This window comes from Nonomuraea rubra (genome assembly GCF_014207985.1).
Classification (GTDB): domain Bacteria; phylum Actinomycetota; class Actinomycetes; order Streptosporangiales; family Streptosporangiaceae; genus Nonomuraea; species Nonomuraea rubra.
Window position 1 is genome coordinate 240854 of record NZ_JACHMI010000001.1, and the last position, 22573, is coordinate 263426.

Annotated in this window: 20 protein-coding genes; 9 read left to right on the plus strand and 11 right to left on the minus strand. The window is 72.4% G+C overall.

What is annotated here, in order from left to right:
- The first annotated feature begins 14 nt into the window (after positions 1-14).
- The gene (locus HD593_RS01110; RefSeq protein WP_185100278.1) at positions 15-761 is read left to right on the plus strand and encodes an SDR family oxidoreductase; all 747 of its coding nucleotides are present in this window, start codon (positions 15-17) and stop codon (positions 759-761) included.
- Positions 762-831: 70 nt separating this feature from the next.
- Positions 832-2634: a serine/threonine-protein kinase gene (locus tag HD593_RS01115; RefSeq protein WP_246547395.1), complete on the plus strand. Its 1803-nt coding sequence runs from the start codon at positions 832-834 to the stop codon at positions 2632-2634.
- Between the two features lie 45 nt (positions 2635-2679).
- On the opposite strand, the gene HD593_RS01120 is transcribed toward HD593_RS01115, so the two are convergent.
- Entirely contained in the window at positions 2680-3279 is a 600-nt protein-coding gene (locus HD593_RS01120) for a TetR/AcrR family transcriptional regulator (RefSeq protein ID WP_185100280.1), read from the minus strand.
- Between the two features lie 106 nt (positions 3280-3385).
- On the opposite strand from HD593_RS01120, the gene HD593_RS01125 reads away from it, so the two are divergent.
- Together HD593_RS01125 and HD593_RS01130 are read left to right on the plus strand one after the other, a co-directional pair.
- Complete coding sequence (locus HD593_RS01125) at positions 3386-4405, plus strand: aldo/keto reductase (RefSeq protein ID WP_185100281.1); 1020 nt, start codon at positions 3386-3388, stop codon at positions 4403-4405.
- Positions 4406-4478: 73 nt separating this feature from the next.
- A complete protein-coding gene (locus HD593_RS01130; protein WP_185100282.1) occupies positions 4479-5351 on the plus strand; it encodes an LLM class flavin-dependent oxidoreductase in 873 nt (290 codons plus the stop codon).
- Here HD593_RS01130 and HD593_RS01135 read toward each other — a convergent pair.
- The 3 genes from HD593_RS01135 to HD593_RS01145 form a co-directional block, all read right to left on the minus strand.
- Positions 5346-6326 carry a Rossmann-fold NAD(P)-binding domain-containing protein gene (locus HD593_RS01135; RefSeq protein WP_185100283.1) on the minus strand — a complete coding sequence of 327 codons (981 nt, stop codon included), beginning with the start codon at positions 6324-6326 and terminating at the stop codon, positions 5346-5348. The genes HD593_RS01130 and HD593_RS01135 overlap by 6 nt on opposite strands.
- A 14-nt stretch (positions 6327-6340) precedes the next feature.
- The gene (locus HD593_RS01140; protein WP_185100284.1) at positions 6341-9493 is read right to left on the minus strand and encodes an amidohydrolase family protein; all 3153 of its coding nucleotides are present in this window, start codon (positions 9491-9493) and stop codon (positions 6341-6343) included.
- Positions 9494-9605: 112 nt separating this feature from the next.
- On the minus strand, positions 9606-10427 hold the full coding sequence (locus tag HD593_RS01145; RefSeq protein ID WP_185100285.1) for a class I SAM-dependent methyltransferase: 822 nt from the start codon (positions 10425-10427) through the stop codon (positions 9606-9608).
- A gap of 120 nt (positions 10428-10547) precedes the next feature.
- Between HD593_RS01145 and HD593_RS01150 the strand changes: the two genes are divergently transcribed.
- Together HD593_RS01150 and HD593_RS01155 are read left to right on the plus strand one after the other, a co-directional pair.
- On the plus strand, positions 10548-11177 hold the full coding sequence (locus tag HD593_RS01150; protein WP_185100286.1) for a DUF4386 domain-containing protein: 630 nt from the start codon (positions 10548-10550) through the stop codon (positions 11175-11177).
- Positions 11178-11191: 14 nt separating this feature from the next.
- Positions 11192-11785, plus strand: coding sequence for a hypothetical protein (locus HD593_RS01155; protein ID WP_185100287.1), 594 nt, complete (start codon positions 11192-11194; stop codon positions 11783-11785).
- Here HD593_RS01155 and HD593_RS01160 read toward each other — a convergent pair.
- The 4 genes from HD593_RS01160 to HD593_RS01175 form a co-directional block, all read right to left on the minus strand.
- Complete coding sequence (locus HD593_RS01160) at positions 11732-12679, minus strand: CPBP family intramembrane glutamic endopeptidase (protein WP_185100288.1); 948 nt, start codon at positions 12677-12679, stop codon at positions 11732-11734. The two genes, HD593_RS01155 and HD593_RS01160, sit on opposite strands and share 54 nt — an antisense overlap.
- Positions 12680-12791: 112 nt before the next feature.
- Positions 12792-13022 carry a hypothetical protein gene (locus HD593_RS01165; protein WP_185100289.1) on the minus strand — a complete coding sequence of 77 codons (231 nt, stop codon included), beginning with the start codon at positions 13020-13022 and terminating at the stop codon, positions 12792-12794.
- Between the two features lie 217 nt (positions 13023-13239).
- Entirely contained in the window at positions 13240-13446 is a 207-nt protein-coding gene (locus HD593_RS01170) for a cold-shock protein (protein WP_139637865.1), read from the minus strand.
- Positions 13447-13675: 229 nt separating this feature from the next.
- Positions 13676-14419 carry a TetR/AcrR family transcriptional regulator gene (locus HD593_RS01175; protein WP_185100290.1) on the minus strand — a complete coding sequence of 248 codons (744 nt, stop codon included), beginning with the start codon at positions 14417-14419 and terminating at the stop codon, positions 13676-13678.
- Between the two features lie 85 nt (positions 14420-14504).
- Here HD593_RS01175 and HD593_RS01180 point away from each other — a divergent pair, with 85 nt between their 5' ends.
- From HD593_RS01180 to HD593_RS01190, 3 genes are all read left to right on the plus strand, one after another.
- Positions 14505-15449 carry an ATP-binding cassette domain-containing protein gene (locus HD593_RS01180; RefSeq protein WP_185100291.1) on the plus strand — a complete coding sequence of 315 codons (945 nt, stop codon included), beginning with the start codon at positions 14505-14507 and terminating at the stop codon, positions 15447-15449.
- Positions 15446-16267: an ABC transporter permease gene (locus tag HD593_RS01185; protein ID WP_185100292.1), complete on the plus strand. Its 822-nt coding sequence runs from the start codon at positions 15446-15448 to the stop codon at positions 16265-16267. Before HD593_RS01180 ends, HD593_RS01185 begins: the two co-directional genes overlap by 4 nt.
- A gap of 400 nt (positions 16268-16667) precedes the next feature.
- Positions 16668-17540 carry a hypothetical protein gene (locus tag HD593_RS01190; protein ID WP_185100293.1) on the plus strand — a complete coding sequence of 291 codons (873 nt, stop codon included), beginning with the start codon at positions 16668-16670 and terminating at the stop codon, positions 17538-17540.
- Positions 17541-17551: 11 nt separating this feature from the next.
- Here the strand turns inward: HD593_RS01190 and HD593_RS01195 are convergent, their stop codons facing one another.
- The 3 genes from HD593_RS01195 to HD593_RS01205 form a co-directional block, all read right to left on the minus strand.
- Complete coding sequence (locus tag HD593_RS01195; RefSeq protein WP_185100294.1) at positions 17552-18367, minus strand: endonuclease/exonuclease/phosphatase family protein; 816 nt, start codon at positions 18365-18367, stop codon at positions 17552-17554.
- 116 nt (positions 18368-18483) lie between these two features.
- Positions 18484-18939, minus strand: a complete 456-nt coding sequence (locus tag HD593_RS01200; protein WP_185100295.1) for a hypothetical protein — start codon at positions 18937-18939, stop codon at positions 18484-18486.
- 116 nt (positions 18940-19055) lie between these two features.
- On the minus strand, positions 19056-22508 hold the full coding sequence (locus HD593_RS01205) for a serine/threonine-protein kinase (RefSeq protein ID WP_185100296.1): 3453 nt from the start codon (positions 22506-22508) through the stop codon (positions 19056-19058).
- Between the last annotated feature and the right edge of the window lie 65 nt (positions 22509-22573).

Here is a 22573-nt window from a genome sequence, read left to right on the forward strand (position 1 = left end):
GAGGAGGTGCCGTCATGAAGATCGTGGTAATCGGTGGAACCGGGCTGATCGGCTCGAAGGTGGTGGCCCGGCTGGCGGAGCAGGGGCACGAGGCGGTGGCGGCCTCGCCGAAGACCGGGGTGAACACCCTCACAGGTGAGGGACTGGCCGAGGCGCTGTCGGGCACGCAGGTGGTGGTCGACGTGGCGAACTCGCCGTCCTTCGAGGCGGCGGAGGTGATGAGGTTCTTCGAGACCTCCACCGGCAACCTGCTCACGGCCGAGGCCGCGGAGGGCGTCGGGCATCACGTCGCGCTGTCGATCGTGGGCACCGGGCGCACGCCGACCAACGACTACTTCCTGGCCAAGCGCACGCAGGAGCAGCTCATCGAGAAGTCGGGCCTCCCGTACTCGATCGTGCACGCCACGCAGTTCTTCGAGTTCGTCCGCGGCATCGCCGACGAGTCCACCCAGGACGGCCTGGTACGCATCGCGCCCGTCCTCTTCCAGCCCATCGCGGGCGACGACGTGGCCGAGGCGGTGGCCCGGGTCGCGGTGGGGACGCCGCTGAACGGCGGGGTCGAGGTGGCCGGGCCCGAGCAGTTCCGGATGGACGAGTTCTTCCGCGAGGCCCTGGCCTCCCTCGGCGACCCGCGCGAGGTCGTCACCGACCCGCACGCGCGCTACTTCGGGACCGAGGTGACCGAGCGGGCGCTGGTGCCGGGCGAGGGCGCCACCCTCGGCCGGATCCGCTACGGCGACTGGCCCGGCAACAAGCCCTGACCGCTCGCGCGTCCGGCTGGCATAATCACTTGGCGATCACTGACATCCAGTCGAAGTGGACCCCGTGAGCATGCCTCCGCGCCCGCAGGACCCGGCGAAGGTGGGGCCGTACCGGATCGCCGGGCGGCTCGGGGCCGGTGGCATGGGCGTCGTGTACGCGGGCGTGGACGCCGCCGGGCAGCGGGCCGCGGTCAAGCTGATCCACCACACCCACGCCGCCGATCCCGAGTTCAGGATCCGGTTCCGGCGCGAGGTGGCGATGCTCCGCCGCGTCCAGGGCACCTGCTGCGTACGGATCCTCGCGGCGGACGCCGAGGCCGGGCAGCCGTGGCTGGCGACGGAGTACATCGACGGGCGCACCCTGGACGAGCACGTCAGGGCGCACGGGCCGCTGGCCGGTGACGAGCTGTTCGGGCTCGCCGCCGGGCTCGCGGAGGCCCTGGTCGCCGTGCACGCCGCCCAGGTCGTGCACCGCGATCTCAAGGCCTCCAACGTGATGGTGTCGCCCGCCGGCCCGCGGCTGGTGGACTTCGGGATCGCCCGCGCGCTCGACGGCACGGCCCTCACCGGCACGGGCCTCGTGATCGGCTCTCCCGGCTGGGTCAGCCCGGAGGAGTACGCGGGCGGCCCGACCGGCCCCGCCGCCGACGTGTACGGCTGGGCGCTGGTCGTGGTCTTCGCGGCGACGGGCAGGCTGCCGTACGGGGTGGGCCGGCCGGAGGTCCTCTCCTACCGCGTCATGAACGAGGCCGTCGACACGAGCGCGCTGCCGCAGGCGCTGCGGCCGACGGTCGATGCGGCCCTGGCGAAGACGCCGGGCGCGCGCCCGGCGATGGACCGGGTGCTCGCGGCGGTCGCCGGCGCGTGGCGGGACCGGCACGGCGAGACCGGAGCCGTCCCGTGGAGCCCGGCGGCCGACGTGACGGCCCGCCTGAACCGGGTCTGGTCCGTGCCCACGGAGGACGCCGCCGCCTGGCCCCGGCAGGTTCCCTCGCGGGGAGGCCGCTTACGACGGCTCACGCCCGTCCTCGCCGCCGTGACAGCCCTCGCGTGCACCGCGGCGATCCTGCTCAACCTCCCCTCGGACGCGGGGACCGGCACGCGGACCTCGGCCACGGGAACCGGCACGCAGACGTCGGCCACGGGAACCGGCGCACGCCCGCAGGAGACCGGCTCGCCGCCATCCGCCGCGCCGGCTACGCACTCGGCCAAGGACAGCCCCTCGCCCGCGGCTCCGCGTACCGCGGCCGACCTGGCCGCCGTCCTCGACCTGTCGCTCAGCGTGACGCCCACCGCCGACTTCGCCTTCGACGGCGGCTTCACCCAGAGCAGCGCCGCCGCCAAGGCGAGCGGCCGCCTGCTGAGCGGTGACTCCAGGACGGAGGACGGCTTCGCGATGACGGTCGACCCCGTCGAGGAGCCCGCCACCCGCTACGTCGTCACGGACGGGCAGTTCTACCGCGACCGCCCGGGAGCCCCCGCCATGCTCCTGGAGGACCAGAAGCCCGCGGACGTGGACTGGTACGCGCTCATGGTGGCCGGCATGGCGGGCCCGTCCGTCATCCAGCAGGTCGTGCTGAACTCCACGAGCATGCACGCCGACGGCCGTACCTACACGGGCGTCCTGCCCGCCAGCGACACGGGCGGCCGCCTGCGCTGGTTGCTCGACTCCTGGCTGGGCGCGGACGTGAGCGAGGCGAGCGGCGCCTCGTTCCTCAACTTCCGGCTCACCATCGACGAGGACAACCGGCCGAAGAGGTTCAGCCTCAACTGGAAGGTCCCGGTGAGCGGCTCCGGCACCTACGAGTCCGTCTTCACCACCACCTACCGCGGCTGGCGGGCGAGCGAGAAGATCACCGAACCGGCCGGTTAGTCCTCGGCAAGCTGCCAGGTTCCGGAACGTGATTCCGGATATTCGTTAGCGGGGTACCCGCAGGCCGTCGATGAGCAGCCCCACCAGGCGCCGAGCGTCGTAGCGGGGGTCGCTCTCCGCGCCGATGCACAGGTTTCCGACGCCGCGCATGAGCTCGTACGCCTCCAGGTCCTGGCGGATCTCGCCGGCGGCGGCCGCGGCCGCGACCAGCCGGGCGCACACGGGCAGCAGCCGGTCGAGGAAGTAGGCGTGCAACTGGTGGAACCCGGCCTCGTCCGACTGCAGCACGGCGGCGAGCCCGTGCTTGGTGACCAGGAAGTCGACGAACAGGTTGATCCACCGGCCCAGCGCCGCGTGCGGGCTCGGGCTGCTCTCCAGCAGGACGGGCCCGGCCTCGACGCAGGCCTCGATCTGGTGCCGGTAGACGGCGATGATGAGGTCCGCCCGGGTCGGGAAGTGCCGGTAGATCGTGGCCACCCCGACCCCCGCCCTGGCCGCGATGTCGCGGATCGGCGCCTCGACGCCCGAGGTCACGAAGACGGCCGCGGCGGCGTCGAGCAGCGTCCGCTCGTTGCGCCTGGCGTCCGCCCGCTTGCGCGGGGCCGCCCGCCCCGTGCCGCCGTCGATGTCGTTCACGCGCCGCATCCTCCACTCCCGGACTTGCTAAACGGAACTCGGTTCCCTATCGTGACCGTTGTACCGGAATCCGGTTCCGCTTATCCATGATGCCAGATCTAGGGAGAACACCGTCATGCAGTACCGCACCCTGGGCCGTACCGGCGTCCAGGTCAGCTCGCTCGCGCTCGGCGCGATGAACTTCGGCGCCATCGGGCGCACCACCCAGGACGAGGCCACCGCCATCGTGGACGCCGCGCTCGAAGCCGGGATCAACCTCATCGACACCGCCGACATGTACGGCGCCGGCGAGTCGGAGGAACTGGTCGGCAAGGCCATCGCCGGCCGCCGCGACGACCTCGTGCTGGCCACGAAGGCCGGCATGCCGATGGGTGAGGAGCGCAACCACCGGGGCGGCTCGCGCCGCTGGCTGGTCACCGAGCTGGACAACAGCCTGCGCCGCCTCGGCGTCGACCACGTGGACCTCTACCAGCTCCACCGCTGGGATCCGGCGACCTCCGACGAGGAGACCCTGTCGGCGCTGACCGACCTGCGGCGCGCGGGCAAGATCCGCTACTTCGGCTCCTCGACCTTCCCCGCCTACCGCATCGTGCAGGCCCAGTGGGCCGCCCGGGAACACCACCTCGGCCGGTACGTCACCGAGCAGCCCAGCTACTCCATCCTGCAACGCGGGATCGAGGCCCACGTCCTGCCCGTCACCGAGGAGTACGGCCTCGGCGTGCTGGCGTGGAGCCCGCTGGCCTCGGGCTGGCTGACCGGCGCCGTCCGCGAGGGCAAGGAGATCACCACCCACCGCTCGGCGTTCATGCCCGAGCGCTTCGACCTGTCCATCCCGCTCAACCGCGTCAGGCTCGACGCGGTCGAACGGCTGGCCGAGGTCGCCGACGCGGCCGGGCTGACCATGATCCAGCTCGCGCTCGGCTTCGTCACCGCCCACCCGGCCGTGACCAGCGCCATCATCGGCCCCCGCACCCTGGACCACCTGCACTCACAGCTCGCCGCCGCCGACACCGTGCTGCCCGCCGACGTGCTCGACGCCATCGACGAGATCGTCGCGCCCGGCGTCGACCTGGCCCCGCACGAGAAGCACGACACCCCGCCCGCCCTGCTCGACCCCGCGCTGCGCCGCCGCTGACCCTCCCGGGGGCCTCGAAACGACCGCGCCGCGACGCCGCCGAGCCTCCCGCGGGCTTCGAAAGGAGCACACCATGCCGCACGACCCCCGCCCCAGCTTCGGCATCATGACCGCCCCCTCGCAGGTCGACTACCAGGACGTCCTGCGGGTCTGGCGCGAGGCCGACACGATCCCCGAGATCGAGCACGCGTGGCTGTTCGATCACCTCATGCCCATCCACGGCGACCCGGACGGCCCCACCCACGAGGGCTGGACGCTGCTCTCGGCCCTGGCCGCGCAGACCCGCCGGCTGCGCGTCGGCGTGCTCGTGACCAGCAACCGCTTCCGCCCGCCCGCCATGCTCGCCAAGATCGCCGCGACCGTCGACATCGTCTCCGGCGGGCGGCTCGACTTCGGCATCGGCGCCGGCTCCCGCCCCGGCCACCCGCTGGCCCGCCGCGAGTACGACGCGCACGGCCTGCCGTACCACGACGCCGCCCACGCCGTGAGCAGCCTCGCCGAGGCCTGCACGGTGATCAGGAGGTTGTGGACCGAGACCGAGCCGTTCGACTTCCAGGGCGACCACGTGCGGGTCACCGGGGCGTTCTGCAATCCCAAGCCCGTCCAGCGCCCGCATCCGCCGATCGTCATCGGCGGGCGCGCCGCCTCCACGCTGCGCGTGGCCGCCGAGCACGCCGACATCTGGAACGTTCCGGGCGGCGGCCTCGACGACGTCGTGCGCCGCAGCGCGATGCTCGACCGCTACTGCGCCGAGCTGGGCAGGGACCCCGCCTCGATCGTCCGCTCGATCCACGTGCCGGTCTCGTACGAGCAGCCCGAACGCACCAGGGACGCCATCGCCGAGTCGCTCGACGCCGGCTTCCGGCACCTCGTGCTCGGGTTGCCCGGCCCGTTCCCCGAGGGCGTCGCGCGGTGGGTGGCCGGCGAGCTCATCGCCAGGTCATGACGCCCGGGCCAGCGCGGCGTCGTCGGCGGCGGCGTCCGCCTCCGTCCAGGCGGTCTCGGGCGGGTTCGCCAGGTGCCAGCGCACCGACTCCGCCACCCGGCCGTCGGGCGGCGCGGGAGCCCACCCCAGCAACTCCCGGGCCCGGGCCACGGACACCAGCAGATGCTGGGCCACGGCCCCCGACAGGGCCAGGTCGGCGGGCAGCGCCTCGTCGGGCACCCGGACCAGCTCGGCGGCAGAACCGGCCGCGTCGAGGATCTGCCGGAACCAGGTGCCCACCGTGACGGTGATGTGCTCGCCGAGGTTGACCGCCAGGCCGTCGGCCGCGCGGCTGTCGAGCGCCGCCAGGACACCCGTGGCCAGGTCGTCCACGTGGCCCTTGGTCCACAGCAGGTCGGCCGCGCCGACCGGGATGCGGGTGCGGCCGGCGCGTACCCGGCGCAGGATCGGCTCCTCGCGGCGCTGCCAGTCGTACGGGCCGTAGACGAGCGGCAGCCGCAGGACGACGGCGCCCTCGCGCAGCCAGCGCTCCTCGACGTCCAGCTTCTCGTAGTCGTCGGGGACGTCGGGGTGGCCGGAGCCGCGGTGGGGGTAGCGGTCCCGGCGCAGCGGCGAGTCCTCCGTCAGCGGGACCGGTGACAGCTCGCGTCCGGTGCGCAGCCCGGTGTACGCCTCGTAGACGTCCTGGCTGGAGAGCACCACCGTGGGCACGCGCGGCAGGACCGGCAGCACAGCCTCGACGTCGGAGCCGGTCAGCGCGCAGGTGTCGACGACCGCCTGAGGGTCGAACTCCCTGATCCGCGCGGCGTGCGCGGCCAGCTCGCGCCGCTCGCCGTACAGGTGCTCGCCCGGCACGTCCGGTGCGGAACGCGCGGAGCCGCGGTGGGCGAGCAGCAGCTCGTCGCCGCGCGCCGCGAGCCGTTCGGCCACGCGCCGGCCGAGGAACCAGGTGCCGCCCAGCAGGAGAACTCGCATGCTGCCCAGTCTGCCTACTCGTCGTGGCAGCAGGAGGCGCGAGCCCTGCCGAGCTCGGCGGGGTCGTTCCACCAGTAGGCCGCGGTGCTCGCGTGCGCGGGAACGGGCTCCCTGACCTTGCCGGAAGGCGCCGGGGAGGCGGGCTGGTCGGTGGTGGTGGCGGACGGGTACGGCGCGAGGAGCCGCTCGACGGTGTGGTGCCTGCCGCCGACGAGGACGGCGGTGACGTTGGCGGCGTCCTCGATGCGGGTGAGCGGGTCGCCGTCGACGATGGCCAGGTCGGCGTACATGCCCTTGCCGATCCTGCCCAGCGGCTGGCCGAGGAACTCGCCGCTCACGCTGGTCGCGGTGGTGAGCGTCTCCAGCGGGGTGAGGCCGTACCTGACCATGGCGCGCAGGTTCATGTGCAGGCTGACGGCGACGTGGTCGATGGGCGCGTCGGTGCCGACGGTGACCACGCCGCCGCCGCGGATCATCGCCGCGAGCTGGGCGACCTGGTTGGCCAGGTTCCGCAGGGTGACCTGGATCGCCGCCGGGTCGGCGTTCTGCGCGTTGGCGACCGTGGCCCTGAGCTGCGCCATCCGCCAGTTCGGGTAGAGGCGCAGGACCCGCTCGTCGGCGGCCAGCGAGCTGTCCTCCCGGTAGAGGGCGGTGGAGTTGAACAGGGTGGGGGTCCTGGCCATCTTCGAGGCGTTGAACATGGCGATCACGTCCGAGTAGGCGGAGCCGACGTTCGTGACCGTGCGCGAGTAGCCGAACCGGCTGGTGGCGCCGACGTGCTCGGTCTGGTCGCCGCCCATGGCGATCGCCGGGTAGTGGTAGTGCGAGGTGACCGGCTTGCCCCGGCGGTGCGCCCAGTCGATCACCTCCCTGTGCCAGGCGACCGGCAGTCGCACGTAGCACTTCATCAGGTCGTAGTCGAGGCCGGCCGCCCGCTCCAGCTCCAGCCGCAACTGGTCGTGGGTGAACGTCGGGCGCATGAAGTTGTAGTAGATGCGCGGCCCGTCCACGGCCTCCCCGGTGCCCAGGTAGCGCGGCGCGAGCCGGGCGCCCGACTGCACCGACTCGCGCTCCTCCACCATGTGGTACGCGGGCGAGCCCGGCGAACGGGTCGTGGTGATGCCGAGGGCCAGCCAGAGCGGGCCCTGCCGCGAGCCGTACGCGTAGCCCTGCATCTCGCGGTGGTGATGGATGTCGATCAGGCCCGGCATGACGAACCTGTCGCTCGCGTCCACCAGGGTGCCCGGGCGCCCGTCCCGGTGCGGCTCGACGGCGGTGATGCGCTGGCCGCGCACGATGATGTCGACGTCGCGGGCGACGGTGGCGGAGACGCCGTCCCACATCCGGCCGGCGTGCACCACGACCTGCTCGGGGCCGGGGTCGTTGCGCCAGGTCAGGCGGTGCGGGACGGTGCGGGTGGAGGTGCCGTCCACGCGTACGCGCCTCAGCCGCCCGCCGTTCAGGTAGAGCAGGGTTTCGGAGTCGCCGGCCCAGACGGGCGCGTCGGACACCTCGCGGGTGACCTGGCGGGCGCGGCCGGTGGGGCGGCCGGCGCCGTCCACCGGCAGCACCCAGATCAGCGACTCCATGGCGAAGGCGAGCATGGTGCCGTCCGGGGACCAGACGGGGCCGTCGTCGCCGCGGGTCTGCAGGGAGCGGTGCGGCGCGGGATCGACGTACGTGCCGGCGCCCGTCGCCCGGTCCACGAGCAGGATCTTGGACAGCCCCTCGCGGTAGCGCCGCGAGTACGGCACGACGGCGGCCAGCGCGATCGTCCTGCCGTCGGGGGACCAGGTCGGCCGGCCCGGCTCGAACGTGGCGTTGAAGAGCTTCTGCAGGTCGCCGGTGGCGACGTCCAGGATCCACAGGGCGCCGTCCTGGTCCAGGTAGGCGATCTCCCCGCCGTCGGGTGACCACCTGACGGACAGGGCGGCGGAGTCGGTCAACCGGGTCAGCTGCCGGTCGGTGCCCGTGTCCAGGTCGCGTACCCAGACGTTCAGCGTCCCCGTGCGGTCGGTGACGAACGCCAGGCGCCGCCCGTCAGGGGAGAAGTCCGGGTCGGCCTTCCACCAGCGGTCGCGGAAGAGCGGCCGGGGGGTGCCGCCGTCCCGCATCAGGTAGATGTCGTTGAGCGCGCGGAACGCCACCATGGACCCGTCAGGGGACACGGCCGGGCTGCCGATCCCGGCGACGGGGAACGAGCCGGGCGCGTCGAACACGCGGGCCCGCTTCCGGTACTTCGGGGTCGTGGTGGTGAGCGCGGCGGTGAAGCCGACCGTGCCGGCGGAGCCGGAGCCGAGGCGGCGGGTCCTGACGGTGCCGGCCGAGGTGTAGAAGTAGCGCCCGTCCGGGGCGAACCTGGCCCGGAACGGGAAGACCTCCTCGCCCGTGACGAGCGTGCCGGCGGTGCTCGCCAGCTCGTTCAGGCCCGCGCGGAACAGGTGGTAGGCGAGGTCGGTGCCGTTCGGCAGCCAGGACGGCTGGTGGATGACCTGGCCGGCGGGGACGGTGACCGCCGTGCTGCGCGCGCCGGTGGCGACCTCGACGACGTCGATCCTGGTGTCGGCGACGACGAAGGCGAGCCTGGTGCCATCGGGTGACCAGGCCGGCTCGTACTCCTCGGCGGAGGTGTCCGTCAGGGCGCGCGAGGCTCCGGTGGCGAGGTCGAGCAGGTGGATCCCGTAGCTGCCGCCGGCGTCGGAGGAGTAGGCGACGGTGCGGCCGTCCGGGCTGTACCGGGGCTCGCGGTGGTCGAACGGGCCCCTGGTCAGCTGCCTGATCGCGGAGCCGTCGGGCCGGATCGTCCACAGGTTGAAGACGCCGTCACGGTACGACTGGAAGACGATGGCGGACCCGTCGGGGGACCAGTCGGGCTGGGCGAGGTCGTACAGGTCGCTGGTGAGCCGCCGGGCGGTGCCGCCCGAGGCGGAGCAGACCCACAGGACGCCGAGCAGGTCCAGGGCCAGCGAGCGGCCGTCGGGCGAGGGCGCGACGGCGAAGTCGGTGCCGGTCGTGACGGAGGTCCTGCCCGCCGTGCCGGCCCTGGCGGGCGCGGCCACGGCGGGGGCGCTCGCGGCGGCCAGGACCGCACCGGCGCCGCCCGCCAGGACGGCCCGGCGGGTCGGGCGGGACGTCCAGCCGATCGAGCCGTTGGCGTCAGGCGACATCGGGACTCCCCTCCACCCACGCGATCGGCGGGGGACCGCGCTTGACTCGGATCTTCGTCTACGGTTTGCATACGTTGGTCAGAAGGATCGGTCAAGAGCATGCCGGTCGCTGTTACAGCCGCCGCTCGCCGGCCGCGACGACGGCCAGCGTCGTGTAGGGCACGGTGAAGCCGCCGCCGATCGCGTCGATGGCGGCCCCGACCCCGTCCAGCACCTCGGCCAGCCGGTCCGCCGGGAGCAGGGTGAGCCGGCCGGTCGTGAGCAGCAGCTCCAGCCACTCGTCCCGCGTGTACGGCTGCTCCCACGCGAACTCCCACAGCTCCGGCTCGCCGAACCGGCCCGACTCCCTGATCCCGTCGGCGAACTTGGCGAACATCGCGTCGTAGACGGCCCGGGCCGGCCCCGAGTCGCTGAACGGCGAGTCGGGCACCACCCTCCGGTAGACCTCCGCGTAGGCCTCCGCGACGGCGGCCGGAGCGTCGAAGACGTGCGCGAACACCGCCAGGTGCCCGCCGGGCCGCAGCACCCCGGCCGCCTTGGCCGCCCCCGCCACCGGGTCCACCCAGTGCCAGGACTGGCCCGCGACGACCGCGTCGAACGACCGGCCCGCCGGATCCCACGCCTCGAACGTCGCCACCTCGACCTCGACCCCGCCGCGCCGGGCCACCTCGGCCATGCGCTCGTCCGGATCGACGCCCAGCACCTTGCGGCCGGCCGCCTGGAACTGCCGGGCCTCGATGCCTGTGCCGCAGCCGACGTCGAGCACGTCGGGCCCGGGGCAGGCGGCGACGATCCGCTCGACGAGGGCGCCGGGGTACGGGGGGCGGGCCCGGTCGTAACGTTCGGCGTCCGTGCCGAACGATTCCGCGATCCGCCTGGCCTGATGCGCCTGGGTGGCAGGGGGATCGGGTTGCTCGTGCGATGTAGTGGGCATGCGCCCACCATAGTGACCGCATGCCCACTAGACAAGCCGCCCTTGCAGCCTTACGCGCGTAAGGGATAGCGTTCATCGCCTGACCTTACAAGTGTAAGTCGTGATATGGGGGTATTCGCCATGAAGGCAGACAGGCTCGCGGGCGCACTGGGCATCGCCGGCATGGTCGCCGGCGTGCTGAGTGTCGTGCCCGTTCTGGAGGAGCCGGACTATCGCGCTCTCATTCCCGCGCACGAGGGCCAGATCATCATCGGCGCGATATTTCAGTTCGTCATGATCCCCGCCTATGTCGGCTTCGCGCTGTGCCTTTATCCGGCGTTACGGGCGGAGAGCGCGGCACTCGCCCCGGGTTTCCTGGGATTCAGGCTGATCGCGGCCACGTTCCACTTCACCGGGGTGATCCTGCTGCCCCTGTTCCTCGTGCCGGGCCAGGAGCACGCGGCCGGCTTGGAGCTGCTGAGAACGGCCCGCGACCTGGTGAATCACGTCGCGCTGATCCTCGCGCTCGGCCTCGGGGACCTCCTGCTGTTCGCCATGCTCCACCGGTCGCGGCTCGTCCCGCGCTGGCTGTCCGCCTGGGGATTCCTCGGGACCGGAGCAGCCATGCTGGCGAGCCTCCTGGTGCTCTCCCGGGTGACCGGCGTCGTCACGCCGCTCTACCTGACCATGAACGCGCCACTGGCCCTGCAGAGCCTCGTCCTGGCGATCCGGCTGCTGACCAGAGGCCTGACGCGCGGCGCCTCGCGATGACTACCCTGACCGCCATGGGAGACAGTGAGGCGACGCTGCGGCTGGACGACGTGACCACGGCACTGGAGACCACGCTCACCGCCCTGAGCGCTTCGGGGAGAACCCCGGAGTACCGCGTGGGCGGCACGAGCGCCGCCCTGCTGCAGGGCGTCGAGCTCCCCGTCGGCGACGTCGACCTCCTGGCGGCCCGGCGCGAGGACGTGCACCTGGTCGCCGCCGCCCTGTCCGCCTTCCCCTGCCTGTACGCGGCCTCCTGGCTCCCCGAGAGCGCGCAGTACTTCGCCAGGTACGACGTGAACGGCGTCCAGGTCGAGATCAGCACCGTCGAGCGGGAGACCGACTCCGACGGGTTGGAGTGCGTCGGCAGCGGCCCGTGGCGGCACTACGTCCTGATCGCGTGCGGCCCGCACCGCGTCCCCGTGGTCCGCCTGGAGCTGCGGCTGGCCACCGAGCTCCTGCGCGACCGCCCCGACCGGTACGAACCCCTCCTCGACCACCTGGCGGCACGTGGCTTCGACGAGGCCCTGCTCGACAGGGCCATGACCGCCAACGGCCTACCGGCGGAGCGCCGCCGCATGGTCGCCGACCGGCTCGCCCAGTCCTTGTGAGGCGGGACGGTAACCCAGCCGGCCACGCGTCGCGACGAGCACCAGGAAGGCCGCCGTGGTGCCCGCGAGCAGGGTGACCTGGCTCGACTGATCAGGGGTGGCGATCGACGGGAACATGTCCGAGTACGCGATCGACATGAAGTTGTTGACGCTGACGTGCAGCAGCATGATCAGTGGCAGGCTCTGCCCGGTCCGGTTGAACACCCAGGTGACGACCACGCTGAAGGTGCAGGTGAAGGCGAGGAACATGCCGACCCGCTCCCAGGTGACGTCCGGCCACCCGCCCCACTCGCTCAGGAACAGCGGCAGGTGCCACACACCCCACAGCGGGCCGAGGACGGCGGTGGCGCCGAGCGGGCCGAGCCTGCGCTGCATGCGGGCCAGCGCGAAGTCGCGCCAGCCGGGCTCCTCGGCCAGCCCGGTGGTGAGCATCTGGATCAGCAGCCCGGGCACGTACGCCACCAGCACGGCGACGGGCGGCATGCGGACGTCCCCCTCGCTCACCGCGACGCCGGTGACGATGATGGCGGCGGGGACGCCGAGGGCGGTCACGACGTACCAGACCCAGCCGACCCGCCACTTGGTCATCCGCCCGATCCACTGGCGGATGACCGCCTTCCCGTCGGTGATCCTGGTCACGACGTAGGCGGCGAAGATGGGGCCGAGGTAGGCGCCGGGGAGGACGCCGAGGAACTGGGTGGTGCCGAGCAGGGCAGGAAAGCCGAAGTCCAGGATTCCGAGGCCGTTGGCCGACAGGATGTACGGTAACCAGGCGACCCAGCTCAGCAGGTTCGCCATGAGGAAGAAGCTGACCAGGGGGCGGCGGCGGATGAATCCCCGCAACCCGGCCTGATCGGGATGGTGCTCGGTGACCGGCCGGCTGTGCGCTGTCATGTGTGGGTTCCTTGGGGGAGCGCTTGTCTGACGGCGACCAGCACATCAGCGCGGGGCCGTCAGTGTCGTTCCCGCCTGCGCCCCAAGGAAGGTACAGCCAGGGGTACCAGCGTCAGAGCTTCACGAGTTTGGCGTACGGTGAGGCGATTCGATAGGTGGCAGCGCCGAAATCGATGAGAACAGCCTCATCCTGATCGACCGCGAGAACCCGCCCGAGGCCGTATTTGTCATGACTCACCCGGTCTCCGGCGGCAAACTGCTCGACAGGCTCGGGAGGTATTTCCGGGGTGTTGAAGGGGCTGCCAGGCGGGCGTCGCCGAGCGGCCGGCGCAGTACGTCTCATTCTGCAAGTATGCGCCCCGGCGGCGAATAAATCGACCCCGATGGGAAATGTGCCGGGATTCCCTCGGCCCGCATCCGGGCGGCCGGGCCGGGCGCGCGGGGTCCCGCACGCGGGGGACGGGCCCGACGGCCGTCCCGTTCCTGCTCGGTGGCGGGCTGGTGGTGGGGCGACTCCGGGCCCGCGCTCAAGCGCGGGCCCGGGATCGTTACGTGCCAGGTCAGGCGGCGACGATGTTCTCCGCCTGCGGGCCCTTCTGGCCCTGAACGACGTCGAAGGACACCTTCTGTCCCTCGGTCAGCTCACGGTAGCCGCCGTTGGCGACGATGTTGGAGTAGTGGGCGAAGACGTCGGCGCCGCCGCCGTCCTGCGCGATGAAGCCGAAGCCCTTTTCCGAGTTGAACCACTTGACGGTGCCGGTGGCCATGTCGATCTCCTTCAGACAGTGCCGGGAAAACTGGAGAATTCACACCTCGTGAATCTCGTGCCGCCGCGATGAGCCCATCCGGAAAAGCCGGAAAACAGAAACGCGCCTGTAGATCCATCTAACAGGCGCGCATAAAGTCTTTATGGGTACCATAACTGCAACGCACATCAGGCTAGCACACTTTCCGGTGAGCCCCGCGCCGGAAAATCCGTGTCGCCGCCATGCCGGCTCACTCCCCCGCCCCCGGAGACCCGGCCGCCGGCGGGAGGGCCGTGGCGATGCAGTCGAGGACGCGCCGGAGCCCGTACCGGAACTGTTCGTCGCGGCTCAGATGCGGCTGGCGCGCCTCCATCACGATCTTGGTGAAGATCGGGTAGCTCCCGCTCTTCACCAGCTGGTCCACGTACGGGCCGCTCCGCGCCATCCACTCCGACTCGCTGAGCCCGCTGCGGCGGATCTCCCTCGCCGAGCCGATCTCCTCGCGGACGGAGCCCTCGACGTAGCTGTTCAGCATGGCGATGAGGCCGAGGTTCTCGTCGATCGGGACGAGGGCGTCGAGCACCCCCATCAGCCGTTCGATCAGGAGCAGCTGGCTGGGGCCGAAACCGGGCAGTGACCGCTGCACGGCGGAGATCCACGGGTGCCTCAGCCACATGGCCCGCAGCCCGCCGGCGTAGCGGGTCAGGTCGGCGCGCCAGTCGCCCGAGGGCATGCCCGTGACGTCGATCTCGCCCATCACCCGGTCGGCCATGAGCTCGACCAGGTCGTCGCGGCTCGGGACGTACCGGTAGAGCGACATCGCGCCCGCGCCGATCTCGGCGGCGATCCGCCGCATGGTGGCGGCCTCCAGCCCTTCGGCGTCGGCGATCCGGATCGCCGTCTCGGTGATCTGCGCGCGGCTGTAGACCGGCTTCGGCCCGCGGGCGGGGCGCTCGGGCCGCATCCAGATGCTCACGTACTCGGCGTCGGTCACCGGTCCACCTCCTTGTTGCGTACATCGTACCCAGTGCCTTAGCGTGGCCGCCATAACCGCGTACGACGTACTCAGTGGAGGGGTCATGCCTGATCCGATCGTGGTCGCCGAAGGGCTGCACAAGTCCTTCGGCGACACCCACGCCCTGCGGGGCCTGGACCTGAACGTCCCGAAAGGGACGGTCTGCGGCGTGCTCGGGCCGAACGGCGCGGGAAAGACGACCGCGGTGCGCATCCTGGCGACCCTCTCCGACCCCGACGCCGGGCACGCCCGCATCGCCGGATACGACGTCGTCCGCGAGGCGGGCGAGGTGCGGAGACGCATCGGGCTCGCCGGCCAGTACGCCGCCGTGGACGAGAAGCTCACAGGCCGCGGCAACCTGCGCCTGTTCGGGCGCCTCTCCCACCTGCCCCGGCGCCAGGCGCACCGGCGGGCCGAGGAACTGCTCGAACGCTTCGGCCTGATGGACGCCGCCGACCGCCGGGTCTCCGGCTACTCCGGCGGCATGCGGCGCCGCCTCGACCTGATCACCAGCCTCATCCTCCGCCCCGACGTGCTCTTCCTGGACGAGCCCACCACCGGCCTGGACCCGCGCAGCCGCGGCGAGATCTGGGCCAACGTCCGCGAGCTGGTGGCGGACGGCACCACGGTGCTGCTCACCACGCAGTACCTGGACGAGGCCGACCACCTGGCCGACGACATCGCCGTCGTCGACCACGGGCGGGTGATCGCCACGGGCACCCCCGACGAGCTGAAGGCCACGATCGGCGACCGCCTCGACGTCGTGCTCGAAGACCCCGAGGCCCTGGGCCGGGCGGCGACCGTGCTGAAGGCCCTGGCCGGGGCCGATCCCACGACGACCGGCGCCGACCGGCTCAGCGTCGCCCTGCCGGGCGGCGGCCTCCGGCTCGCCGGCATCGTGCGCGAGCTCGACCGCGCCGGGGTCGCCGCGGCCGACGTCCGGCTGCGCCGCCCCACCCTCGACGAGGTGTTCCTGCGCCTCACCGACCGCAAGGAGCCCGTACGATGACCGCACTCACGACCCCGCTGAGCCGCCTGCGGTGGACGTTCACCGACGGGCTGACCCTGGTCGGCCGCGAGCTGGGACGCCTGCGGCACGACCCCGGCGAACTCGTCGCGGCGCTGATCTTCCCCGCCGTGATGGTGGTCCTGTTCGGGTACGTCTTCGGCAGCGCGATCCGGGTGCCGGGCGGCGGCGACTACCGCGAGTACCTCATGCCCGGCCTGTTCGCGATGGTGACGTTCTCCGCGTGGCTCGGGGTCATGACCCGGATGGCCACCGACGCCTCCCGGGGCGTGATGGACAGGTTCCGCTCCATGCCGATGGCGCGCCTGGCGGTGCCGTTCGGGCAGACCGGCGCGGACCTGCTGACCGGCCTGCTGATGCTGGCCATCATGGTGGTCACGGGCCTGCTGGTGGGCTGGCAGCCGCACCGCGGCCTGCTTCCGGCGGCCCAGGCGTTCCTGCTGGTGATCGTGCTGCGGTACGCGCTGAGCTGGGTGGGCGTCTACGTGGGCCTGGCGGTGAGGAACGAGCAGGTCGCCGACGCGATGGTGCCGCTGGGCCTGCCGTTCACGATGGTGTCGAACGCGTTCGTCCCGACCGGCGGCATGCCGGCCTGGCTGCGCTTCCTGGCCGACTGGAACCCGGTGAGCGCCCTCACCGCCGCCTCGCGGGAGCTGTTCGGCAACCCGGGCGCCCCGTCCGGAGACGTGGCGTGGCCGCTCGCGCATCCGGTGGCCGCCGTCCTGCTCTGGTCGGCCGCGCTGCTGGCGATCTTCGTCCCGCTGTCGCTCCGCGCCTACATACGCAGAGGACGCTCTTGAACGGCCGCGCGCGCAGACCAGAGCCTTCGTTGGACAGCGCGGCTGTAGCGTCACGTGCAGAGCTGTTCGAGAAAGGACACGTGATGGCTGGACGATCACAGGGTCGTTCTCGGTCCAGGTCTACTACTCGGGCGGCAAGCCGCGAATCCACTGAAAGGTCTCGGCGGCGTGGGGTGAGGCCGCGCAGGGAGAGGCCGACCAGGGCGGGGGTGCGGGCACCCTGGCAGCGCTGCGTGAGCGCCCAGGCGCGGGTCTCGGCGCCGGTGGCTCTGCGCGGCTCGCCCGACTCCACGAAGCGGGCGGCCGCCCGGGCGGCCGACTCGGCGGCGTAGAGGAGGAAGCCGAGCCGGGTGAACGACTCCGAGACGGAGAGGAGCTCGCCCGCCGTGCGCGCGGCCGCGTGCCGGGCGAACAGCGGCGCGAGCACGCCGTCCACGGGCAGCGCGGCCAGCCGGTCCGCGACCAGGTCGGGGCGGCCGAGCCGGACGACGTCGTGGAGCGCGAAGAGCGTGAACATCATGTACGGCGACTCCGCGACCTCCAGTGCCCGCTCGATCGCCCCCTGAACGTCGCCCCGCGCCGCCAGCGTCCAGGCCCCGGCGAGGTCCAGCGGCAGGTCCGTCGGCGGCCCCGTGGACAACGCCAGGCCGGACGCGCGCCCGAGCACGGACTCGGCGGCCCCGGCGTCGCCGCGCAGGGCGTGGGCGTGCGCGATCTCGCCCAGTTCGCCACGAACATCCCCTCGCGAGTGATGATCCCGCCGCTCCTGGACGAGCAGGTCTGGCGGCACCCGCTCATCACCCCGCATGCGGACGAAAGACTCAGAGAGGACATCTGCTTCCTGGCGGGCCAGATCAACCCGATCCTGGACGCTTTGGAGCGGCTCCCGCACACCGGCGTCCACGGCGACGCGAGCCCGCAGAACCTGCTCGTGCCCGCCGACGGCTCGGCGGAGTTCGTCGCCGTGGACTGGAGCTGGAACTCGCCGGGCGCCATCGGGTTCGACCTCGGCCAGCTGCTCGTCGGGCGGGCCCACGACGGCCTGCTGCCGGCGGCGGACCTGCCCGCCGTGCACGAGGCCATCACCGACGGCTACGGCAGCGTGATGAAGCACGACGGGTACGCCGGCGCGCTGGTCCTGCGCAGCCTGTGGACGGCGATCCCCGTCCACAGGCTCACCGGCGAGGCGGACGACGAGCTGCGCGCCTTCTTCGCCAACCGGGTGGCGCTGGCCCGCTACCTGGCCGGGCTCGGGCGATCGCTCGACCTCTGACGCGTCACGGGCTACTTCGGCAGGCCGGCGCGGATGACGAGGGCGTCGTGGTCGGTGTACGTGGTCTGCTCCAGCTCCAGCGCCGGAGCCGTCAGGTTGCCGTAGGCGTGCTGGATGCCGGGCGCCTGGGTGGCGTCCGCGTCGGTCAGCGTCCAGTGGCCCTGCGGGGCGCACGAGGAGCGGCGGTTGACGTCACCGGCGAAGACCGTCGGCCGGCCGCGGGCGGCGAGCACCTGGGCGAGCTCGGCGCACTGGGTCGAGTTGGTGCTGCCGGCGGCCTCGCCGTCGGTGGACAGGTGGCTGGTGCACACGTCCACCCCGCGGGCGGTCGTCACGCAGAGCCAGCGCCGCTGCTCCACACCGCTGAACCTGGAGTACGGCGCGTCCTCTGCGGCGCGGATCGCCTCCTTGGTCAGCACGGCGTTGCCGAACTCGCCCCGTCCGCCCGGCGACTTGCAGGCCAGCGGGGCGCCGTTGTAGACGACCGTGGCGAACCGGTAGTGGTAGCCGGTGCGCTCGGCGATCTCGGCCACGTCGCCGCTGCACGCCTCGTTGAGGGTGACCGCGTTGACGTCGTTGGCCTGGATGCGCTCCACGACCTCGTCGACGATCTTCGGATACTGGGTCCGGGGATAGCAACCGGCGTACCCGCTCAGGCAGACGTTCATGTGGAGCACCGAGTACGGAGGGCGGGCGCCCCGCGACGCCGGGTCGTCGGGCGGCGTCACGGTGGAGGCCAGCGCGATGCCGGGGAACGACAGCAGCCCGGCCGCCATCAGGCCGCCGATCACCAGAGTACGCAGACGTGTCAGGGAAAATCGGATCACGGCGCTCAAGTGTGCTGGTCTGCCATCGAACCGGACAGACCGCGCGAAAAGAGTTCACTCCCTTCTCACGCGGTCGTCACCGGCAACCGTGGGCTACCCGGCCGCCACGCCTCAGCTCAGGGGTAGAGCGTGTAGGTCTTGGTGTTGTTGCACACGATCGTGCTCGGGAGGCAGCGCTTGGCCCTGATCGTGATCCGGTCGAGGTTGGTGCGGGTCGTGGACCACTTGAAGCTCTTGTGGCCCTTGTTCCGGCCGGCCTCCTTGTACTCGCCGTAGATTTCGTCGCCGTTGCTCTTCTTGAAGGAGACCTCGACCACGGTCGTCCAGACGTCGTTCTTGGTGTCCGTCACGCTGCCGCGCGCCTCGCCGTAGCCGTTGGTGCAGAGCTTCAGTACGTAGCTGACGAAGCCGTCCTTGGTGTTCAGCTTGCTCCACTTGTCCTTGCAGCCGGCCGAAGAGACGGCGGCGGTGGCGGTGGAGGCCGTGGCGGTGCCGGCCGGCGCGAGTACGGCGAAGGCCGCAGAGACCCCGACAACAGTGGCGAGCATCTTCGAGGGGGAGAGCTTCCGCATGAAATTCGATCCTTGTCGTCAACCAGAACGTCGCGGGTGCTCCGCCTGTGGCCGGAGCACCCGCGAAGAACGTTAAGGACCGGCGGTATGGCAGTGGTATGTCCGCGCCAAGCCGCTCAGGACGGTACGCACACCTTCTGGAAGGGCTCGCCGGGCAGGTACTGCTCCCACTCCCCGGCGCTGAGCGTACGGCCGGCGCGGGCGCAGGCGGCGGCCACCAGGTCCGCGGGTTCGGCCACGCCCCACACCCGGAAGGTGTCGTCATCGTTCACCGTGGCCAGCACACCGTCGCCGAACTCCACCTGCGAGACCCTGCTACGGCCAGGAAGAGCGGCGCCGACCTGCTCGTGCGTGGCCACGTCCCACAGCCGGACGCTCTTGTCGTCGCTCGCGGTGGCGAGGGTGCCGCCGTCTGCGCTGAAGGCCACCGCGGTGATCACGCCGGAGTGCCCGCCCAGGTCCCGGCCGAGCTGCTTGCGGGAGGCCAGGTCGATCAGCCGCGTTCCCGCGTTGCCGGCCACGGCCAGGGTCCTGACGTCGGGGGAGAAGGCGACGCCCTTCGCCCTGCTGATGGGCGGGCCGGCCTCGACCTGGGTGGACAGCTCCCAAAGCTGGGCGTTCTCCCCGATGTCCACCGCGGTCAGGTATCTGCCGTCGGGGCTGATGACCAGCTGCGCGATGTTCTCGGGGCGGACGATCCGGCCGGTCCGGCGATGGGTGCGCGCGTCGAAGAGCCATATCTCGGGCTTCGCATCGGTCTGCGGGTCCGGTGTGAGGGCGATGGCGAGGATCCGGCCGTCCGGGCTGTAGGCCGCCGGCCCGATGACGTGGCGGGGGGTTCGCACCGAGCTCACCTGGCGCCGGCCGGCGACGTCCCACCAGGTCAGCTCGGACTCCAGGCCGATCGCCAGCGTGCCACCGTCCGGGCTGCCCACCGCGGTGTTGATGGGCCGCCCCGGCCTGATGGTGAGGATCGGCGTTCGCGAGCCGAGGTCCCAGAGCCTGACCTGCCGCGCGTCGGAGGCCAGGAGGCTGCGCCGATCGCCGCTGAACGTCGCCGCACGCGCGGTGGTGCCCGCCGTGGGCAGGGGAGCTCCCAGCTGCCGGTGTGTGAACGGGCTCCACAGCCGCAGCCCGTCGAAGCCGCCGGCGGCCAGCAGTTTCCCGTCGGGGCTGAAGGCCACGCTGTACAGGCCGATCGTGTGACCGGCGAGACGGGGACCGAGCTCCTGGCGCGTGGCCAGGTCCCACAGCCGGGCCCGGCCGCCGTCGCTCGTGGTCGCCAGCACTGAGCCGTCCGGGCTGAACGCCACGCGGATGCCGCCGATCTGCCTGTTCATGAGCGGCTTGCCGATGGGCCGCCACGTGGCGACGTCCCACAGGCGCAACGCGTGGCTGCTGGTGACCAGCCGCTTCCCGTCGGGACTGAAGGCGAGGTGGCTGATGCCGGCGGGGGAGAGATGCGCTTCGAGCGAGGCGACCTGCCTGCGCGAGGCCACGTCCCAGACCCGGGCCTCGGTCTCGCGGGAGGAGTGCGTCGCCAGCAGCCTCCCGTCCGGGCTGAAGGCGACGGCGCCGGCTCCGGGGAGCGCGTCACCGACCTGTGTGCGCGTGGCCACGTCCCACAGCCGCACCCTGTCGCCGCCGGTGGCCAGCAGCCTGCCGTCCGGGCTGAACGCCACGGTGCCGCCGCCCCGGAGCGGCTCGCCGACCTGCTCGTGCGTGGCGGCGTCCCAGATCCGTACGTCCTCGGCCGCCGCCGCGACGAGCCGGCCGTCGCCGCTGAACGCCACCTCGGTGACCATCTGCTTCTGGCCGGTCAGGGAGCCGGTCGGACGGTGGGTGACAGGGTCCTGGAGTGTCACGACGCCCTCGTCCCCGTTGGTCGCGAGGACCTTGCCGTCGGGGCTGAAGGCCAGCGCGAGCGCCGGGCCCGGCCTGGTGAAGACGGCGGGCCCGGCGAGCGCGTTACGGAGGCTGTGGCGGGCCTCCTTGGTCGGCGCGAGCCGCCAGGCGGTGACCGCGAGCAGGTGCCCGACCGTCGGTTCGGTGCCGACGAGCCGGACGCTCTGCGTCGCCAGCTGCCGGGACAACGCCTGCCGCTTCTGCGCCTCCGCCCGCTCCCGCTCCCTGTTGGCCTCGCCCGCGGCGGACACGGCCGAGACCGCGCCGGCGAGCGCGACGACGAGCAACGTGACCAGCGTGACCAGCGCGCCGCGCCGCACCTTCCTGGACCGGGCCAGCGCCCGGCGGCTGGAGTCGAGGAAGTCCCGCTCCAGCCTGGTGAGCGTCATGTGGCGGCGCTCGGAGACGGCCCAGCTCTCGACCGCCTGCAGCCGGCTGCCGCGCAGCAGGTCGCCGTCGCCGCGACCGTTGTCGTCCCAGTGTCGGGCGGCCTGGCCGAGCTGCCCGACGACCGCCAGCCCCGGTCTCTCCGCGCTCACCCAGCCGCGCAGGCGAGGCCACGCGCGCAGGACGGCGGGACGGGTCAGGACCATCTGGCCGTCGCGCTCGGAGAGCACGTAGGAGAACGCCCGGAGGATGGCCCGCAGGTCCTGCCCGCCGTACTCCAGCTCGGCCACGGGTACCGGGCGGGTCGTCTCCATGTCGTACTCGTCCAGGGTGAGCAGCCGCAGGAACACTCCGGGCACCAGTTGCCGCTGCTCCTCCGGGAGTGCGGTGTAGGCGTCCTCGGCGATCGTGCCCAGCCCCGGATCCAGGCCATCGTCCGAGGCGATCTGGCGCGCCCGCTCACTGCCCGCACGCAACAGCCCGGCCGCCTCGCCGTTCCCGCTGACCAGGGCGAGCAGCAGCTCCCGGGCCGTCGGCCGCGCCTGCGGCTCCTTGGCCAGCGCCGCCGCCACCAGCGGGCGCAGCGCCGGCGGCAACCCGCCCACGTCGGGTATGGCCGACAGGACCTGGTGGATCACCGCGGCGGCGTTGTCCCCGCCGAAGGCGTCCCTCCCCTGCGCGGCGAAGAGCATCACGGCGCCCCACGCGAACACGTCGCCCGGCGCGCCCGCCCGCCGCCCGCTGAACGACTCGGGCGGCATGTAGGCGGGCGTTCCGGCGACCAGCCCGGTGGACGTCACCGACATCTCCTCGGTACGCGCGATACCGAAGTCGATCACCCGGGGGCCGTCCGGGCCGAGCAGGACGTTGTCGGGCTTCAGATCGCGGTGGATCACCCCCGCCTCGTGAACGGCGGCCAGCGCGGTGGCGATCGCCGTGGCCAGCCGGTGCAGGTCGTCCCCCGCGAACGACCGCCCGTCCCGCACGGCCGCGCGCAGGCTGGGCCCGCTGACGTACTCGCTGACGATGTACGGCCGCGGGCCGGCCAGATCGGCGTCCAGCACCCGAGCGGTGCAGAAGGAGGCCACCCTACGCGCGGCCTCGACCTCCCGGGCGAACCGGTCCAGCTGCGTCCGGCCGCCGTCGGCGTGCAGGAGCTTGAGCGCCACCCGAGCGCCCTCACCGTCGTACGCCTCGTAGACGACGCCCTGGCCCCCCTGCCCCAGGCGGCCGGCCAGCCAGTAGCCGCCGATCGTGTGCGGATCCTCTCCCAGCAACGCTCTCATGATCGCTGGGACCCCCACCTGTGGCCAAGGGACCGGCCGCCCGGCCCTTGGCTGGG

What these genes read in the sequence shown, in the direction of transcription:
- HD593_RS01110 (WP_185100278.1), top strand. Translation starts at nt 15, where the DNA reads ATGAAGATCGTGGTAATCGGTGGAACCGGGCTGATCGGCTCGAAGGTG.
- HD593_RS01115 (WP_246547395.1), top strand. Translation starts at nt 832, where the DNA reads ATGCCTCCGCGCCCGCAGGACCCGGCGAAGGTGGGGCCGTACCGGATC.
- HD593_RS01120 (WP_185100280.1), bottom strand. Translation starts at nt 3,279, where the DNA reads ATGCGGCGCGTGAACGACATCGACGGCGGCACGGGGCGGGCGGCCCCG.
- HD593_RS01125 (WP_185100281.1), top strand. Translation starts at nt 3,386, where the DNA reads ATGCAGTACCGCACCCTGGGCCGTACCGGCGTCCAGGTCAGCTCGCTC.
- HD593_RS01130 (WP_185100282.1), top strand. Translation starts at nt 4,479, where the DNA reads ATGCCGCACGACCCCCGCCCCAGCTTCGGCATCATGACCGCCCCCTCG.
- HD593_RS01135 (WP_185100283.1), bottom strand. Translation starts at nt 6,326, where the DNA reads ATGCGAGTTCTCCTGCTGGGCGGCACCTGGTTCCTCGGCCGGCGCGTG.
- HD593_RS01140 (WP_185100284.1), bottom strand. Translation starts at nt 9,493, where the DNA reads ATGTCGCCTGACGCCAACGGCTCGATCGGCTGGACGTCCCGCCCGACC.
- HD593_RS01145 (WP_185100285.1), bottom strand. Translation starts at nt 10,427, where the DNA reads ATGCCCACTACATCGCACGAGCAACCCGATCCCCCTGCCACCCAGGCG.
- HD593_RS01150 (WP_185100286.1), top strand. Translation starts at nt 10,548, where the DNA reads ATGAAGGCAGACAGGCTCGCGGGCGCACTGGGCATCGCCGGCATGGTC.
- HD593_RS01155 (WP_185100287.1), top strand. Translation starts at nt 11,192, where the DNA reads ATGGGAGACAGTGAGGCGACGCTGCGGCTGGACGACGTGACCACGGCA.
- HD593_RS01160 (WP_185100288.1), bottom strand. Translation starts at nt 12,679, where the DNA reads ATGACAGCGCACAGCCGGCCGGTCACCGAGCACCATCCCGATCAGGCC.
- HD593_RS01165 (WP_185100289.1), bottom strand. Translation starts at nt 13,022, where the DNA reads ATGAGACGTACTGCGCCGGCCGCTCGGCGACGCCCGCCTGGCAGCCCC.
- HD593_RS01170 (WP_139637865.1), bottom strand. Translation starts at nt 13,446, where the DNA reads ATGGCCACCGGCACCGTCAAGTGGTTCAACTCGGAAAAGGGCTTCGGC.
- HD593_RS01180 (WP_185100291.1), top strand. Translation starts at nt 14,505, where the DNA reads ATGCCTGATCCGATCGTGGTCGCCGAAGGGCTGCACAAGTCCTTCGGC.
- HD593_RS01185 (WP_185100292.1), top strand. Translation starts at nt 15,446, where the DNA reads ATGACCGCACTCACGACCCCGCTGAGCCGCCTGCGGTGGACGTTCACC.
- HD593_RS01200 (WP_185100295.1), bottom strand. Translation starts at nt 18,939, where the DNA reads ATGCGGAAGCTCTCCCCCTCGAAGATGCTCGCCACTGTTGTCGGGGTC.